This window comes from Streptomyces sp. NPDC005402, assembly GCF_040606575.1.
Classification (GTDB): domain Bacteria; phylum Actinomycetota; class Actinomycetes; order Streptomycetales; family Streptomycetaceae; genus Streptomyces.
The window spans coordinates 155,109-170,910 of the sequence record NZ_JBEXFB010000020.1 but is presented as its reverse complement, the minus strand read 5'-3'; the positions used below and the strand labels follow the sequence as shown (position 1 = coordinate 170,910).

The following is a 15,802-nucleotide window of genomic DNA, read 5'->3' as shown; positions in this document are numbered from 1 at the left end:
CAGGCATGTCGGGGTACGCGCATGCAGAATCGGACCATGGATCTGCCGGTGATGCCCCCTGTGAAGCCCATGCTCGCCAAGTCGGTGGCGAAGATCCCGCCGGACATGCACTACGAGGCGAAGTGGGACGGCTTCCGGGCCATCGTGTTCCGGGACGGGGCGGAGGTCGAGCTGGGCAGTCGTACCGGCAAGCCGCTGACCAGGTACTTTCCCGAACTGGCGGAGGCGCTGCGGGAGCGGCTGCCGGAACGCTGCGTGATGGACGGGGAGATCGTCATCGCCCGGGACGGCCGGCTGGACTTCGACGCGCTGACCGAGCGGATCCACCCGGCGGCCTCCCGGGTGCGCACACTGGCGGAGCGGACGCCGGCCTCCTTCGTGGCCTTCGACCTGCTGGCGCTCCAGGACGAGTCGCTGCTGAACGTCCCGCTGACCGACCGCCGAACGCTGCTGACGACGGCTCTGTCGGGAGTCACGGCCCCGGTGCACCTCGCACCGGCGACCACGGACATCGACGTGGCCCGGCAGTGGTTCGATGAGTACGAGGGCGCGGGCCTGGACGGTGTCATCGCCAAGCCGCTCACCCTGCGCTACCTCCAGGACGAGCGCGCCATGTTCAAGATCAAGCACGAGCGCACGGCGGACGTGGTGGTCGCGGGCTACCGGCTGCACAAGAGCGGCCCCGTCGTCGGCTCCCTGCTGCTCGGGCTCCACGACGAGAGGGGCACGCTCCAGCACGTCGGCGTGTCCGCGGCCTTCCCCATGAAGCGGCGCGCCGAGCTGATCGAGGAGCTGGAGCCGCTGCGGATGGCGGACGCGTCCGGGCATCCGTGGGCGGCCTGGGCGGAGGAGGCCGCCCACGAGAGCGCCCGACTGCCCGGGGCGCCGAGCCGCTGGTCGGGCAAGAAAGACCTGTCCTGGGTGCCGCTCAGGCCGGAGCGGGTGGCGGAGGTGGCGTACGACCACATGGAGAACGGCGCACGGTTCCGCCACACCGCCCGGTTCCGCCGCTGGCGGCCCGACCGGACGCCCGAGAGCTGCACGTACGCGCAGCTGGAGGAGCCGGTCCGCTACGACCTGGACGAGATCCTGGGCTGAGCCGCGAGGTCAGGGCCGCATCAGGACCTTGACCGCGCCCTCCTGCTTCTTCTGGAACATCTCGTACGCGTGTGGGGCGTCCGACAGCGGCACGTGATGGGTCGCGAAGTCGTCGACGCCGAGCGGGTCCTCGTCCGTGAGGTAGGGGATGATGTCGTCGGCCCAGCGGCGCACGTTGGCCTGGCCCATCCGGATCTGGATCTGCTTGTCGAACATCGTGAGCATGGGCAGCGGGTCGGCCATACCGCCGTAGACGCCGGTGAGGGAGAGCGTGCCGCCGCGGCGCACCAGCTCGATGGCGGTGTGCAGGGCGGCGAGCCGGTCGATGCTGAAGCGCTCGGCGAACGGTCCGCTGAGCTTCCTGGGCAGCACGGCGGTGGCGTTCTGGGCCAGGCGGGCGACCGCGCTGCCGTGGGCCTCGGTGCCGACGGCGTCGATCACGGCGTCCGGGCCGCGTCCGTCGGTCTCGTCGCGGATCGCCTGGACCAGCTCCTTCTCGCTGTCGAAGCTCCTGAGGTCGTACGTCTCCACGCCCCGCGTGCGGGCCCGGCGCAGCCGTTCGGTCACCAGGTCCACGCCGAAGACGCGCCCGGCGCCGAGCACCTGGGCGACCCGGCAGGCCATGTCGCCGATGGGCCCGAGTCCGAGCACGGCGACGCTGCCGCCCTCGGGGACGTCCGCGTAGGTGACGGCCTGCCAGGCGGTCGGCAGTACGTCGGAGAGGTAGACGAAGCGGTCGTCCGGCGGACCCTCGGGCACCTTGATGGGCCCGTACTGGGCCTGCGGGACACGCAGGTACTCGGCCTGGGCGCCCGGTACGGCGCCGTACAGGCGGGTGTAGCCGAACAGGGCGGCGCCCATGCCCTCGCTGGTGACCTGGGTGGTCTCACACTGGGTCGGCAGCCCGGTCATGCACATCCAGCAGTTGCCGCAGGCGATCTGGAACGGCACGACGACCCGGTCGCCCACCGCGAGGTCCGGCACCCCGGCGCCGACCTCCTCGACGATGCCCATGGGTTCGTGGCCGAGGATGTCGCCCGGCGTCATGAACGGAGTGAGCACCTCGTAGAGATGCAGGTCGGAACCGCACAACCCGGACGACGTGATCCGGATGACGGCATCGGTCGGTTCCTTGATGTGCGGATCGGGCACCTCCTCCACCCGTACGTCCCTCTTGCCCTGCCAGGTCACAGCCTTCATCTCCGGGCACTCCCTCCGTCACGTCGCGTGTCGGTCCTGGGGTAGGCGCCCCGGGTACCCGGGCGGGCTCCCGGCGAACCGCGATCCAGGGCCGTTCGGCGTAGTCGACGCGACTAATCAGAAACGGACGGGTATGGCCACCAATGAACTTATAAGCGCACAATCAAAGACACGAGACGGGCGGGCACGGTGGGCATGGTGGGTACGGAGCAAGGGGCGAGCACGCGACGCGCCCGTACGGCGGCGGCACTTCTGACCGCCACAGGGCTTTTCGCCGCGGGCTGCACGGGACACGACACACCCCGTGTCCCGGCCGACGACGGACGCGGACAGTTCCGCACGGCCGGGCCGAGCCCTTCGACACCGGACACCTCGGAACCGAGCAAGGAGGCCGATCGTCCCTCCGTGCTCGCCGTGAAGATCGACAACGTGGGGGCGGCGCGCCCGCAGACCGGTATCGACTCGGCCGACGTCGTCTACGCAGAGCAGGTCGAGGGCGGCCTCAGCCGCCTCATGGCGGTGTACGCGACGAAGCTGCCGAAGGCGGTCGGCCCCGTGCGCAGCGCCCGCGAGTCGGACCTGGAGCTGCTGCGGCAGTTCGACGACCCGACGCTCGCCTTCTCCGGCGCCCAGGGCAAGCTGATGCCGTTGATCAACCGGGCGCCGCTGGTCGTCCGGACCCCCGAGAAGGCGGCCGACGCCTATTTCCGCGGCGCCGGCCAGGTCTCCCCGCACAACCTCTACCTGCGCCCGAAGCCCCTGGTCCCCGCCACACCGGGCGCGGCCGCGCTGACGACCGGCTTCCGCTACGGCCCCGCTCCGGCCGGCGGCACCGCGGACACCTCGGAGACGGTCCGTTTCCCGGCCGCCCGCTTCACCTTCACCTGGTCGCAGAGCCGACAGCGCTGGCTGGTCTCGATGGACGGCACTCCGGACATGACGGCCGACGGGAAGCGGCTGGCCCCGGCCACGGTCGTCGTGCAGTACGTGAAGGTCCGCAAGTCCGCCTTCCACGACTTCCTCGGCAACAACACGCCGTACACGGTGACGGTGGGCTCGGGCCGGGCGAAGGTGCTGCGCGACGGCCGCGCCTACGACGTGAACTGGAAGCGGGCGAAGGCCACGGACGGCACGGAGTTCACCACGAAGGACGGCTCCGCGGTGAACTTCGCCGAGGGCCAGGTCTGGGTCGTCTTCGCGAAGGCGTCCTGATCAGCGCTGGTTGAGGAGGGGTTCCGCGGGATTGCGGAGCCCCTCCGCCGCGTCCGCGACCCGGCGGATCAGCTCGAAGAACCGGCTCTGTTCGTCGTCGGAGAGCGGGGCAAGGAAGACCTGGTTCATCCGGGCGGTGCGCACGGTCAACTTGCGGTGGGTGCGCACCCCGTCGTCGGTCAGGCGCAGCAGGAAGCGGCGGCCGTCCTGGGGGTCGCGCACCTTGTCGAGCAGTCCGCGCCGGCCGAGCCGGCTGATGACCTCGGCGATGGTGGACCGGTCCAGCCCCACCCGCTCCCCCACCGTGCGCTGATCGAGTCCCGGTTCGGCGACGAGCGCGTTGAGGACCGCGAACTGGGGCGAGGTGATCTCCTCGGAGACCATCGTGTTCCACAGCAGGTAGTGCGCCTGCTGGAGCCGCCGGGCGAGGTGCCCGGGGTGGGTGGTGAGGTCCACCGCGGCCATGTGCGCTCCCGAGTCAGGTTGATCGATGCGAGTGGGTCGGTGCGTATTGGTCGGTGCGTATTGGTCGGTGCACTGAAGAGTAGTGAGCCTTGACGCCAGGCTGCCACAGTGGCAGCTTAAGAGAAACCTCGCAGAAATACTCAGTGCACTGAGCACTTGGACAGATGGGGCTACGCGGATGGACAAGGTGGTCGCCACAGCCGCCGAGGCGGTGGCCGATGTGCCGGAGGGCGCGTCGCTCGCGGTGGGCGGTTTCGGCCTGAGCGGTGTGCCGAACGTACTCATCCAGGCCCTGTACGAGCAGGGCACCGGCTCTCTCTCGGTGGTCTCCAACAACTGCGGGGCGATGGAGTCCGGGCTCGCGGTCCTGCTCGCCGCCGGTCGCATCGCCCGGGTGACCGGCTCCTACATCGGCGCCAACAAGGAGTTCGCCCGCCAGTACCTGTCCGGTGAACTGGAGGTCGAGATGATCCCGCAGGGCACGCTCGCCGAGCGGCTGCGGGCGGGCGGCGCCGGGATCCCCGCGTTCTTCACCCCGGCCGGGGTGGGCACGCAGGTCGCCGACGGCGGCCTCCCCTGGCGCTACGACGGCTCCGGCGGCGTCGCCCTCGCCTCGCCGCCGAAGGAGGTGCGGGAGTTCGACGGCACGGAGTACGTTCTGGAGCACGGCATCCGCACCGAATTCGCGCTGGTCCGCGCGGCGAAGGGCGACCGGCACGGCAACCTGGTCTTCAACAGGTCCACGCGGAACTTCAACCCGCTCGCGGCCATGGCCGGCAAGGTCACCATCGCCGAGGTGGAGGAGCTGGTCGAACCCGGCGAGATCGATCCGGACGCGGTGCATCTGCCGGGGATCTTCGTGCAGCGGGTCGTCGCGCTGACGCCGGAGCAGGCGACGGACAAGCGGATCGAGCAGCGGACGGTCTCCGCCGCTCCGGCACGAGGCACGGTGAGCAGCTGATGGCCTGGACCCGGGAACAGATGGCCGCGCGGGCCGCGCGCGAGCTCCAGGACGGTCAGTACGTCAACCTCGGCATCGGACTGCCGACGCTGATCCCGAACTACCTCCCCGAGGACGTCGAGGTGATCCTCGAGTCCGAGAACGGCATCCTGGGCACCGGCCCCTACCCCACCGAGGACCAGGTCGACCCCGATCTGATCAACGCGGGCAAGGAGACCGTCACCGTGTTGCCGGGGGCGTCCTTCTTCGACTCGGCACTGTCCTTCGGGATGATCCGGGGCGGGCACATCGATGTCGCCGTGCTGGGCGCCATGCAGGTGTCCGAGACCGGCGACCTGGCCAACTGGGCCATCCCCGGCAAGATGATCACCGGGATCGGCGGGGCGATGGACCTGGTCCACGGCGCCCGCACGGTCATCGTGGTGATGACGCACACCGCCAAGGACGGCTCCCCGAAGATCCTCACCGAGTGCGCGCTGCCGCTGACCGGCAAGGCGTGCGTCAACCGGATCATCACCGACCTCGGCGTCCTGGACGTCACCGAGGACGGCCTGGTGCTCGTCGAGACGGCCCCCGGGGTGAGTGTCGAGGAGATCACCACCAAGACCGACGCCAAGCTGACCGTCGTGGAGGGCCCGCAGTGAAGAACGTCTACATCGTCGACGCGGTCCGTACACCGGTGGGCCGCTACAACGGCGGACTCGCCTCGGTGCGCCCGGACGACCTCGGCGCGCACGCGATCCGTGAACTCCTCGCCCGTACACCCGACTTGGACCCGTCCCGCATCGAGGACGTCTACTTCGGCAACGCCAACGGCGCGGGCGAGGAGAACCGCAACGTCGGCCGCATGGCCGCGCTGCTCGCCGGCCTGCCGACATCCGTGCCGGGCGTGACCGTCAACCGGCTGTGCGCGTCGGGTCTGGAGGCCGTGATCCAGGCGGCCCGCGCGATCGCCCTCGGGGACGCCTCCATCGCCGTGGCGGGTGGTGTGGAGTCGATGACCCGGGCACCGTACGTGCTGCCCAAGTCGGACAAGCCGTTCCCCGCCGGGCACGCCGAGCTGTACTCGACCACCTTGGGCTGGCGCATGGTCAACCCGAGGATGGAGCCGCAGTGGACGATCCCGCTGGGCGAGTCGGCGGAGCTCATCGCGGACAAGCACAAGATCACGCGTGAGCAGCAGGACGAGTTCGCGCTGCACAGCCATCGGAAGGCGGCGAAGGCGCAGACCGAGGGACTCTTCGACGCGGAGCTCGCCCCCGTCGCCATCCCTCAGCGCAAGGGTGAGCCGGTCGTCTTCGGCGGCGACGAGTGCGTACGGCCGGATGCGTCCCTGGAGGCGATGGCGAAGCTCAAGCCGTCGTTCCGCAACGACGGTGGCACGGTCACCGCGGGCAACGCGTCGCCTTTGAACGACGGTGCGGCCGCGCTGCTGCTCGTCGACGACGAGGGACTCGCCGCGACGGGTCGCGAGCCGCTGGCCCGGGTCTCCGCGACCGGGGTCAACGCGCTCGACCCGCACTACTTCGGGCTCGCCCCGGTGGAAGCGGTCAACCGAGCTCTCGCCAAGGCGGGCAAGGGGTTTGACGACCTGTCAGTGCTTGAGCTGAACGAGGCGTTCGCCGCGCAGGTGCTGGGGTGTGTCGCCGAGTGGCCCGAGTTCGACCCGGCGATCCTCAATCCGCAGGGCGGAGCGATCGCGCTCGGGCATCCGCTCGGTGCGTCGGGAGCACGGCTCGCGGGGACGGTTGCCCATCAACTCGCCCGCAAGGGCAGTGGGGTTGGGGTGGCCACGCTGTGCATCGGTGTGGGTCAAGGGCTTGCCCTTGTGCTTGAGCGATAAGAGCTTCGTTGCCGACTGCGGGCCGTCCCGTGGCTGGTCGCGCAGTTCCCCGCGCCTCTAAAGGGCGCGACACGTCCCCTCGCCTTCGATGAGAACGTCAGATTCCCCCAGGAAGTCCTCCATGACTCTCACCCAGCACGACATCGACCAGGAAATCGCCGCCGAGCACGCCGCCTACGAGAAGCGGCTCGCCGACGGCGCCCCCGTCGAGCACCAGCCGCGCCGCGACTACGCGCCCTACCGTTCCTCGGTGCTGCGGCACCCGAAGCAGCCGCCGATCGGCATCGACGTGTCCAAGGACCCGGAGCTGGTGGAGCTGCACTCGCCCGCCTTCGGGGAGCGGGACATCACCGAGATCGACAACGACCTGACCCGGCAGCACAACGGAGAGCCGATCGGTGAGCGGATCACCGTGGAGGGACGGCTCCTCGACCGGAACGGCCGTCCCCTGCGCGGGCAGCTGATCGAGATCTGGCAGGCGAACTCGGCCGGGCGCTACGCCCACCAGCGCGAACAGCACGACGCCCCGCTGGACCCGAACTTCACCGGCGTCGGCCGCACCCTGACCGACGACAAGGGCTTCTACCGCTTCACCACCGTCCAGCCGGGCCCCTACCCTTGGCGCCAGCACGTCAACGCCTGGCGGCCGGCCCACATCCACTTCTCGCTCTTCGGCACGGCGTTCACCCAGCGGCTCGTGACGCAGATGTACTTCCCGAGCGACCCGCTGTTCCCCTACGACCCGATCATCCAGTCGGTCACGGACGACGCGGCCCGCCAGCGGCTCGTCGCCACGTACGACCACAGCCTGTCCGTCCCGGAGTTCTCGATGGGCTACCACTGGGACATCGTGCTCGACGGACCGCAGGCCACCTGGATCGAAGAAGGACGCTGACCAGCCATGACGAAGATCGACACCAGCCGTCCGGAGACCGTGCTGCCGACCCCGTCGCACACGGTCGGCCCGTTCTACGGCCACGCCCTGCCCTTCCCCGGCGGCGGTGACATCGCGCCCGTCGGCCACCCGGACACCATCACCCTCCAGGGCTACATCACCGACGGCGCGGGCGCCCCGCTGCCCGACGCCTTCGTGGAGCTGTGGAGCGCCGACCCCGACGGCAACGTCCCGCAGGTCGACGGTTCGATCCGGCGCGACCCCGCGAGCGGCGGCTACCTCGGCCGCAACGGCGTGGAGTTCACCGGCTGGGGCCGCATCCAGACCGACGTTAACGGCCACTGGAGCGCGCGGACACTGCGGCCGGGCCCACGGGGGCGGAGCGCGCCGTACATCAGCGTGTGCGTCTTCGCGCGCGGGCTGCTGGTGCACCTGTACACCCGGATCTACCTGCCGGGCGACGAGGCGGCCCTCGCCGCCGACCCGCTGCTGGCCCGGGTGCCGGCGGAGCGGCGCGACACGCTGATCGCACGCCGGCAGGGCGATGGCACCTACCGTTTCGACATCCGCCTTCAGGGCGAAGGCGAAACGGTCTTCCTGGAGTTCCAGTGACTTCTCCCGATCCGGACACCGGCCTGCTCGCCCCCGGGTGGGCAGGCTCCCCCGCCGCCGCGGCGACCTCCGACGGCGCCTACCTCCAGGCGCTGCTGGACGCGGAGGCCGCACTGACCCGGGTGCAGGCCCGCCTGGGGCTCGCCCCGGACGCGGCGGCCCACGCAGTAGCCGAGGCGGCCCACGCGGACCGCTTCGACGTACGGTCCCTCGCCGACCGGGCGCGCGGCGGCGGCAACCCCGTCATCCCCCTGGTCGCCGACCTCACGAAAGCGGTCGGCGAGGAGTACGGCCCGTCCGTGCACCGGGGCGCCACCAGCCAGGACATCCTGGACACGGCGACGATGCTGGTGGCGGCGCGCACCCTCGATCTCCTGTCGGCGGACCTCGACCGCGTCCAGGGGGCCCTGGCCCGGCTCGCCGCCGACCATCGCGACACCGGGATGCCGGGGCGGACGCTCACCCAGCACGCCGTACCGACGACGTTCGGCCTCAAGGCGGCCGGGTGGCGCTCACTGGTGCTGGACGCGCGGGACCGGGTCGCGGTCGTACGAGGCTCCCTTCCCGTCCAACTCGGCGGTGCCGCCGGTACGTTGGCGGCCTTCACGGCGTACGGCGCCGAGGACCCCCAGGCCCTCACGGCGGCCTTCGCCGCGGAGCTCGGACTCCGGGCGCCGCTCCTCCCCTGGCACACCCTCCGCACTCCGATCGCCGACCTCGCCGGGGGCCTGGCGTTCACCGCCGGCGCGCTGGGGAAGATCGCCGCTGATGTACTGGTTCTCGGCCGTACCGAGATCGCCGAGCTCGCGGAGGGCAGCGGGGGCGGCTCCTCGGCCATGCCGCACAAGGCGAATCCCGTACGGTCGACGCTGATCGCCGCCGCCGCACGGCGAGTCCCGCAGCTCGCGGCCACCCTGTACGGCTCGCTGGCCGCCGAGGACGAACGGCCGGCCGGAGCCTGGCACGCCGAGTGGGAGCCGCTCAGGGATTTGCTGCGGCTGGTCGGCGGAGCCGCCCGGGACACCGCCGAACTGGCCGAGGGACTACGGGTCCGCCCGGACGTCATGCGCGAACACCTCGGCCTCACCCACGGGTTGATCGTCTCCGAGCGGCTGTCCGCCGAGCTGGCGTCCGTGCTGGGCCGGGCCCGCGCCAAGGCACTGCTCACGGAGCTCGCCCGACGGACGTACACCGAAGGTCTGTCGCTCGGTGAACTCCTGTCCCGGGAGCCGGAGCTGAAGGACGTCGACCTCGACGAGCTCACCGACCCCGCCCGCTACACCGGCGCTGCCAAAACCCTCACCGACCGTGCTCTGGAGCGACGTTGACCGAGACACTCCTCAACCACCGCGCCGAGGGTTCCGCTTCCGCTCCCCCGCTGCTGCTCGGACCCTCGCTCGGGACGTCGTACGCCCTGTGGGACAAGGTGGCGCCCGAGCTGTCCGTCACCCACCGGGTGATCCGCTGGGACCTGCCCGGCCACGGCGGGTCGGCGGCCGAGCTGATCGCGCCGGGCGCCACCGTGGGTGACCTCGCCGACCTGGTGCTGGCGCTCGCCGACTCGCTCGGTGTCGAGCGGTTCGCGTACGCGGGGGTGTCGCTCGGCGGCGCGGTCGGCCTGCATCTGGCCGTGCATCACCCGGAGCGCGTCGACTCGCTGGCGGTGATCTGCTCCTCGGCCCACTTCAACGGCAGCAAGCCGTGGCAGGAGAGGGCCGAGCGGGTCCGTCGGGAGGGCATGGGGTGGCTGCTGGAGAGCGCGAACTCCCGTTGGTTCGCGGGTGACTTCAGCGTGCCGGAACTGGTCCGCGACCACGCCGAGGCCGATCCGTCGTCGTACGCCGCCTGCTGTGACGCCCTGGCCTCCTTCGACCTGCGCGACCGGCTGACCGGGATCTTGGCGCCGACGCTGCTGATCGCCGGCCGCCAGGACCCGGCGACCCCGCCACCCCATCTGCGGGAGATCGCGGACGCGGTGCCGCGCGCCACGCTCGTCGAACTCCCCGGGGCCTCGCACCTGGCACCGGCGCAGTGCCCGGAAGCCGTCCTCACCGCTCTGCGCGCGCATCTCGACGGGGGTGCCAAGCGAGGCATGGAGGTGCGGCGCGAGGTGCTCGGGGACACGCACGTGGACCGGGCGCAGGCCCGGCAGACCCCGTTCACCGCCCGCTTCCAGGACTTCATCTCGCGGTACGCGTGGGGCGAGATCTGGACCGACCCCACGCTCAGCCGCCGGGAGCGCAGCATGATCACGCTGACGGCGCTGGTCGCGCACGGCCACTACGACGAACTGGCCATGCATGTGCGCGCGGCGCGGCGCAACGGGCTCACGCCGGAGGAGATCGGGGCCGTACTGCTCCAGACGGCCGTGTACTGCGGGGTTCCGGCAGCCAACTCGGCCTTCGCGACGGCTCAGCGGGTGCTGGCGGAGGAGGCGGAAGGGTGACCCCGGCAGGGGCAGGCGCGAGGCGCGCCGATGTGCCTACGGTGGGGGCATGTCTACCATCCTGATCACCGGTGCCACCTCCGGTCTCGGCCGCTACGTCGCCTTCGAGCTGGTCCGCTCCGGCCACACCGTCCTCGCCCACGGGCGGGACCCGGGCCGTACCGGGACTCTGGTGGAGGAGCTGCGGTCCGAGGGCGAGGCCGACGGGTTCGTCGCCGACCTCGCCTCCCTGGCCCAGGTGCGTGCGCTGGGCGCGGAGGTGGCCCGGGCCCACCCAGGACTCGACGTGCTGATCAACAACGCGGGTGTGGGCGCCGGTGCACCGGGATCCGGGCGGGAGCTCAGCGCTGACGGGCATGAACTCCGTCTGGCGGTCAACTACTTGGCGCCGGTGGCACTGACGCGTGCCCTGCTGCCGACCCTCGGTACGAACACCCCGGCCCGGATCGTCAACGTGGGTTCGGTGGGCCAGGAGCCGGTCGACTTCGACGACCCGGAGTTCACGCACGGCTATGCGGGCTTCGCCGCGTACTGCCGGGCGAAGTTCGCTCTGGCGGCGCACACCTTCAGCCTGGCCGAGGAGTTGGCTGGGACGGGTGTCGCGGTGAACGTCCTGCACCCGGCGACCTTCATGGACACGGCGATGGTCAGGGAGGGCGGGGTGGCCCCGTGGTCGACGGTGGCGGACGGAGCTCCGGGGGTGCTCGCACTGGCCACGCAGGACTTGGGATCGGGCGGCTACTTCGACGGGACGAGGCCGGCCCGGGCGAACGAGGAGACGTACGACAGGGAGGTGCAGACGCGCCTGGCGACGCTGACGGACCGACTCCTCGCGCTGTAGCTCCCCAGGGGCGCGGGGAACTGCGCGACCGGCCCCCACGGTGCGGCAGCCGAACGACTCACCGCAGCCCCCGCCCCGTCTCCAGCACCTCCCTGGCCTGGGACACCAGCCCGTCCGCCCCACAGGACCGCGCCAACGCCATCCCTCGATGGAGCTCGGCCACAGACCGCGCCAGGATCCCGTACTCGACCCGGGCCGCCGCGTGCTCGTACTGACAGGGCGAGGCCTCCAGATACGCCACCGCCTGCGCGGCCAGCCGCACCGCCCGCTGCCCCGTCTCCAGCGCGGCAGCACACCGCAGCGCCTCACCGATCGCCGTGTCGGTACCGAGCCGCTCGGCATGCCGACGTACCTCCGTGGCCAACTGAACGGCCCGCACCGGGTCTTCGACGGCGAGTGCGCGGGCGAGATCGACGGCCCACGGCACCAGCACCGGATTGTGGTGCCCCCGAACCGCCGCCGCCTTCTCCGCGGCGTCCAGTTCGTTGATCCCGTCCTTGGTCCTGCCGACGGCCAGCAGCAGCCGCCCCCGCACGGACCGCGGATCGGGCAGGACGATCGTGGACGGATACGGCGGCGTGAACCCGTACTGCTCGGCGATGGCCCACGCCTCCTCCACGTGCCCGCGGGCGAGCAGCGTGTCGACGAGGTTGCAGGTCGCCGACCAGTACAGCGGCAGCCCGCGTCCCACCCGCTCGGCGAGCCGCAGTGACTCGCGCAGGGAGGTCTCGGCCTCCCGGAGCCGTCCGCGCCGACGGTGGGCGAGGCCGACGTAGGCGTGGGCGAGCGCGAGGTGGCCGCCGCTCCAGCCGGCCGTCTCGTAGGTGCGCAGGGCGTCGGTGTACAGGGTCTCGGCGCGGTCGAGCCGGTCCGTGAAGGCGTACGCGCTGGCCAGCATCAGCGGCAGTTCGAGGCCCCACTCGGTGTCGGTCCAGCCGAGTCCGGGCGCGAGACGGCCGTTGACGAGGGCGCGGTCGCAGACTTCGGCGATCTCCTCGGCGCTCTCGCCGCGGGCCATCGCGTCGAAGCCGCGCAGGATGAGCAGGGCCCGCTCGGAGTTGTCCCGGCCGGCGCAGGTGGCGGCCAGGGTGGCGAGGCGTTCGGAGCGGGCCGGGGAGGTGGCCTCGCCCGGGTAGAGCCCCTCCCAGGTGTACTGCACGGCCTGGAGGCGGAGTCGGGCCGGGCCCTCCTCGTGCCGGGCGGTCTCCGCCTCGATGGTACGGACCGCCTCCTCCAGCTGGTTGTTGTGCATGAGTGCCTGGGACAGGCGGACGACCGCGTCCACCCGGGCGTCGCCCTCCAGTCCGGGCATGGCGAGCGCGGTCTGGAGGTGGCCGATGGTCCTGGCGGGGGCGGTCAGGAGGGTGGCGCAGCCGAGTTCGAAGAGCACGCGCGCGTGGACCTCGGGTGCCGGTGGCTCCACCAGGGCGCGCTCCAAGCAGCGGCGAGCGGCGTCGGGGGCACCGACGAGGAGGTGTTCGCGGGCGGCCTCACGCAGCTGCTCGACGAGTTCCTCGTCGTCGTCCGGGTGGACCTTGAGCAGGTGCCGGGAGGCGGCCGCGGCACCGAGCCCGGAGTCGGTGACGAGTTGGGCGGCGATGCCGTGCATGGCGGTGCGCAGAGCGTCGGGGATGGAGTCGTAGACGGCGGTGGCGATCAGCGGGTGCACGAACTCCAGCTCGCCGTCCTCCGCCCCGGAATCGGTCAGGATGCGGGCGTTGCGCAGCAGTTGGGCGCAGAGCGCCGCCTTGTCCGGCTTCAGGGTGGCGAGCCTGGCCACCAGGTCGACGGAGATGTCGGTGCCGAGGATCGCGGCCGCCCAGGCGAACCGGGTGGCGTCGATGCCGAGTTCCTCCAGGCGGGCGACGAGTCCGCCGCCGCGGGCCGAGCGGTTCAGCTCGCGCAGTTCGTTCGCCGAGCCCTCGCTGGGCTCGATCCCGCTGTCGCGGACCTTGGCGAGGAGTTCGACGGTCTCGTACGGGTTGCCGCCGGTGACGGCCCACACCTCGCGGCAGAAGGGGGCGTCGGCGTGCCCGCCCAGGGTGGCGCGGGTGAGTCCCTCGGTGGCCTCCGGGGTGAGGGCGCTCAGGTTGGTGACGGGGCGGCCCGCGGCGGAGGCCACCGTCTCCAGGAGGCCGGCGCTCTCGGTGGTGGCCTCGCCGGGGCGCCGGGCCACCACGACCAGGACGGACAGGTCGTCCAGCCGCTCGGCGAAGGCGGCGAGCCAGCGCAGGGTCTCCTGGTCGGCCCAGTGGGCGTCGTCGACCATCAGCACGAGCGGCCAGTCCCGGCGGGCCAGCCGGCGCATCGCGGCGACCAGTCCGTCGCACACACCCTGCGGGTCGGCCTGCCGCTCGCCCGGGTCCGCGATGCCGAGGGCGGGGCCCGCGATGTCGTACCAGTCGCCGAGGTACTCGCGGGCCTCCTCGGGCATCAGCGACAGGAGGGCGGGCTGGAGCAGTTGTCGTACGACGTTGAAGGGGACGGACCTGAGGGTCTCGCCGCCGCGGGCCGACCAGACCGTGCAGCCGCGCGCCTCGGCGATGCGGCGGGTCTCGGCCAGCAGGGCGGTCTTGCCGAAGCCCGCCTCGCCGCGGATGACCAGCACACTGCCCGAGGACGTGCGGTCCGCACACAGGGAGTCGATCACCCGTTCGACGGCGGCGAGTTCCTCGTCACGCTCCCACAGCGAGGCCGGGGCGGCCGCACTGGGCCGTACCTCCGTCATCCCGCTACCTCCCCAAGTCGCCCGAATGACGTACAGATCTCGAGCGTAGCCGTCCGGGTGCGGAAGCGGAGGGCGGTCGGGGTACCTGTTGCCTTGACGGGTGACCTGCGGTACGGGCAGGCGACGCGCCCTGCCGGTGACCCCCGCGGACCGACCTGACCGACAGTCAGCCGCCGTTCACGAGACGCCTGGAGGCAACGATTCTCCGAGACCGAAGCGCACCCCGCCCGAGCCGCGCCCTCATCGCCGGCTCGGTGGGCAACTTCATCGAGTGGTACGAGTTCGGCGTCTACGGCTACTTCGCGACGATCATCGCGGCACGCTTCTTCACCCCGGAGGGCGGCAGCGAGGTCGAGGCACTGGTGAGGACATACGCCTCCTTCGGCCTGGCGTTCTTCTTCCGGCCCGTCGGGGCCGCCCTGTTCGGCCGGCTCGGCGACCGGATCGGCCGGCGTCCGGTGCTGATCCTGGTGATCGCGCTGATGACCGGGGCGACGACGCTGATCGGCGCGCTGCCGACGTACGACCGGGTCGGGGCGCTCGCGCCCTGGCTCCTCACGTTCCTGAGGGTGCTTCAGGGACTGTCGGCGGGCGGGGAGTTCGGCGGCGCGGTGTCGGTGATGACCGAGTTCGCTCCGCCGGGACGGCGCGGGCTGTACGGGGCGTGGCAGTCGTTCACCGTGGCGTTGGGGCTGTTGGCCGGTGCGGGGGCCGCCTCGCTGCTCGCGAGTGTGCTGACGGAGCGTCAAATGGGTTCCTGGGGCTGGCGGGTGCCGTTCCTGCTGACGCTGCCGCTGGGTCTCGGGGCGCTGTGGCTGAGACTGCGGCTGGAGGAGACGCCCGCCTTCCGGGAGGAGACTTCCCGGGAGAAGCCGGGCGCGGCCGAGGTCGCCGGGGCGATCGCGCTCGGGGCCGGGCGGATCATGGGCTGGGCGGCGGCCGGTTACACCTTCCTGGTCGTCCTGCCCGCGTATCTCCAGAGCACGCTGAACGCCACCTTCCAGCAGGCGTTGATCGCGACCGTGCTCGCCAACCTCGGTTTCGCGGCCACGATCCTGCCGGCGGGGCTGCTCAGCGACCGGCTCGGACGGCGGCCGGTGATGGCGACGGGGGCCGTGCTCGTGGTGGTTCTGGCGCTTCCGCTGCTCAACCTCCTCCAGGACACGGGTACTTCCCACGCGGTGAAGGCGGTGGCGGTGTTCGGGGCGGGAGCGGTCGTGGGGCTGATGGCCGGCCCGGGACCGGCGATGCTGGCGGAGCTGTTCCCGACGAACGTCCGCCACACCGGTCTGGGACTCGCCTACGCCCTGTCGAACGCCGTGTTCTCGGGCTGCGCCGGGCTCATCATCACCAAGACGGTCGAGCGGACCGGGAACGTGGACGTCCCGGCGTACTACGCGGCGGTGACCTGCGCGATCAGCCTGCTCGCGCTGGCCAGGGCCCCTTCGGGAAACAGGACCACTTCGCGAAACAAAGTCCCTTCGAGGAAGGCGAGTTGACC

Annotated in this window: 14 protein-coding genes; 11 read left to right on the top strand and 3 right to left on the bottom strand. The window is 71.6% G+C overall.

What is annotated here, in order from left to right; genetic code table 11:
• Positions 1-36 precede the first annotated feature (36 nt).
• A complete protein-coding gene (locus ABZT02_RS32940; protein ID WP_356024056.1) occupies positions 37-1,098 on the top strand; it encodes an ATP-dependent DNA ligase in 1,062 nt (353 codons plus the stop codon).
• A 9-nt stretch (positions 1,099-1,107) separates the two neighbouring features.
• Here ABZT02_RS32940 and ABZT02_RS32935 read toward each other — a convergent pair whose 3' ends face one another.
• Complete coding sequence (locus ABZT02_RS32935) at positions 1,108-2,298, bottom strand: zinc-dependent alcohol dehydrogenase (RefSeq protein ID WP_356024054.1); 1,191 nt, start codon at positions 2,296-2,298, stop codon at positions 1,108-1,110.
• Positions 2,299-2,493: 195 nt separating this feature from the next.
• On the opposite strand from ABZT02_RS32935, the gene ABZT02_RS32930 reads away from it, so the two are divergent.
• Positions 2,494-3,510, top strand: a complete 1,017-nt coding sequence (locus tag ABZT02_RS32930; protein WP_356024051.1) for a DUF3048 domain-containing protein — start codon at positions 2,494-2,496, stop codon at positions 3,508-3,510.
• On the opposite strand, the gene ABZT02_RS32925 is transcribed toward ABZT02_RS32930, so the two are convergent.
• Positions 3,511-3,975 carry a MarR family transcriptional regulator gene (locus tag ABZT02_RS32925; RefSeq protein WP_356024049.1) on the bottom strand — a complete coding sequence of 155 codons (465 nt, stop codon included), beginning with the start codon at positions 3,973-3,975 and terminating at the stop codon, positions 3,511-3,513.
• A gap of 178 nt (positions 3,976-4,153) precedes the next feature.
• On the opposite strand from ABZT02_RS32925, the gene ABZT02_RS32920 reads away from it, so the two are divergent.
• The 8 genes from ABZT02_RS32920 (at position 4,154) to ABZT02_RS32885 (ending at position 11,573) form a co-directional block, all read left to right on the top strand.
• Positions 4,154-4,936, top strand: coding sequence for a CoA transferase subunit A (locus ABZT02_RS32920; RefSeq protein WP_356024046.1), 783 nt, complete (start codon positions 4,154-4,156; stop codon positions 4,934-4,936).
• On the top strand, positions 4,936-5,580 hold the full coding sequence (locus ABZT02_RS32915) for a CoA transferase subunit B (protein WP_356024044.1): 645 nt from the start codon (positions 4,936-4,938) through the stop codon (positions 5,578-5,580). The genes ABZT02_RS32920 and ABZT02_RS32915 overlap by 1 nt, the downstream gene beginning before the upstream one ends.
• The gene (locus tag ABZT02_RS32910; protein ID WP_356024042.1) at positions 5,577-6,779 is read left to right on the top strand and encodes a thiolase family protein; all 1,203 of its coding nucleotides are present in this window, start codon (positions 5,577-5,579) and stop codon (positions 6,777-6,779) included. Before ABZT02_RS32915 ends, ABZT02_RS32910 begins: the two co-directional genes overlap by 4 nt.
• Positions 6,780-6,900: 121 nt before the next feature.
• Positions 6,901-7,674, top strand: a complete 774-nt coding sequence (gene pcaH, locus ABZT02_RS32905) for a protocatechuate 3,4-dioxygenase subunit beta (RefSeq protein WP_356024040.1) — start codon at positions 6,901-6,903, stop codon at positions 7,672-7,674.
• 6 nt (positions 7,675-7,680) lie between these two features.
• The gene (gene pcaG, locus ABZT02_RS32900; protein ID WP_356024037.1) at positions 7,681-8,286 is read left to right on the top strand and encodes a protocatechuate 3,4-dioxygenase subunit alpha; all 606 of its coding nucleotides are present in this window, start codon (positions 7,681-7,683) and stop codon (positions 8,284-8,286) included.
• A complete protein-coding gene (pcaB, locus tag ABZT02_RS32895; RefSeq protein ID WP_356024035.1) occupies positions 8,283-9,614 on the top strand; it encodes a 3-carboxy-cis,cis-muconate cycloisomerase in 1,332 nt (443 codons plus the stop codon). The genes pcaG and pcaB overlap by 4 nt, the downstream gene beginning before the upstream one ends.
• Positions 9,611-10,732 carry a 3-oxoadipate enol-lactonase gene (gene pcaD / locus ABZT02_RS32890; RefSeq protein ID WP_356024033.1) on the top strand — a complete coding sequence of 374 codons (1,122 nt, stop codon included), beginning with the start codon at positions 9,611-9,613 and terminating at the stop codon, positions 10,730-10,732. The genes pcaB and pcaD overlap by 4 nt, the downstream gene beginning before the upstream one ends.
• A gap of 49 nt (positions 10,733-10,781) precedes the next feature.
• Positions 10,782-11,573, top strand: coding sequence for an SDR family NAD(P)-dependent oxidoreductase (locus ABZT02_RS32885; protein ID WP_356024030.1), 792 nt, complete (start codon positions 10,782-10,784; stop codon positions 11,571-11,573).
• Positions 11,574-11,631: 58 nt separating this feature from the next.
• Here ABZT02_RS32885 and ABZT02_RS32880 read toward each other — a convergent pair whose 3' ends face one another.
• The gene (locus ABZT02_RS32880; RefSeq protein WP_356024028.1) at positions 11,632-14,301 is read right to left on the bottom strand and encodes an AAA family ATPase; all 2,670 of its coding nucleotides are present in this window, start codon (positions 14,299-14,301) and stop codon (positions 11,632-11,634) included.
• A 254-nt stretch (positions 14,302-14,555) separates the two neighbouring features.
• On the opposite strand from ABZT02_RS32880, the gene ABZT02_RS32875 reads away from it, so the two are divergent.
• A complete protein-coding gene (locus ABZT02_RS32875; protein WP_356024026.1) occupies positions 14,556-15,800 on the top strand; it encodes an MFS transporter in 1,245 nt (414 codons plus the stop codon).
• The last annotated feature ends 2 nt before the right edge of the window (positions 15,801-15,802 follow it).

What these genes read in the sequence shown, in the direction of transcription:
- ABZT02_RS32930 (WP_356024051.1), top strand. Translation starts at nt 2,494, where the DNA reads ATGGTGGGTACGGAGCAAGGGGCGAGCACGCGACGCGCCCGTACGGCG.
- ABZT02_RS32885 (WP_356024030.1), top strand. Translation starts at nt 10,782, where the DNA reads ATGTCTACCATCCTGATCACCGGTGCCACCTCCGGTCTCGGCCGCTAC.
- pcaH (WP_356024040.1), top strand. Translation starts at nt 6,901, where the DNA reads ATGACTCTCACCCAGCACGACATCGACCAGGAAATCGCCGCCGAGCAC.
- ABZT02_RS32935 (WP_356024054.1), bottom strand. Translation starts at nt 2,298, where the DNA reads ATGAAGGCTGTGACCTGGCAGGGCAAGAGGGACGTACGGGTGGAGGAG.
- pcaG (WP_356024037.1), top strand. Translation starts at nt 7,681, where the DNA reads ATGACGAAGATCGACACCAGCCGTCCGGAGACCGTGCTGCCGACCCCG.
- ABZT02_RS32940 (WP_356024056.1), top strand. Translation starts at nt 37, where the DNA reads ATGGATCTGCCGGTGATGCCCCCTGTGAAGCCCATGCTCGCCAAGTCG.
- ABZT02_RS32915 (WP_356024044.1), top strand. Translation starts at nt 4,936, where the DNA reads ATGGCCTGGACCCGGGAACAGATGGCCGCGCGGGCCGCGCGCGAGCTC.
- ABZT02_RS32925 (WP_356024049.1), bottom strand. Translation starts at nt 3,975, where the DNA reads ATGGCCGCGGTGGACCTCACCACCCACCCCGGGCACCTCGCCCGGCGG.
- ABZT02_RS32920 (WP_356024046.1), top strand. Translation starts at nt 4,154, where the DNA reads ATGGACAAGGTGGTCGCCACAGCCGCCGAGGCGGTGGCCGATGTGCCG.
- ABZT02_RS32880 (WP_356024028.1), bottom strand. Translation starts at nt 14,301, where the DNA reads ATGACGGAGGTACGGCCCAGTGCGGCCGCCCCGGCCTCGCTGTGGGAG.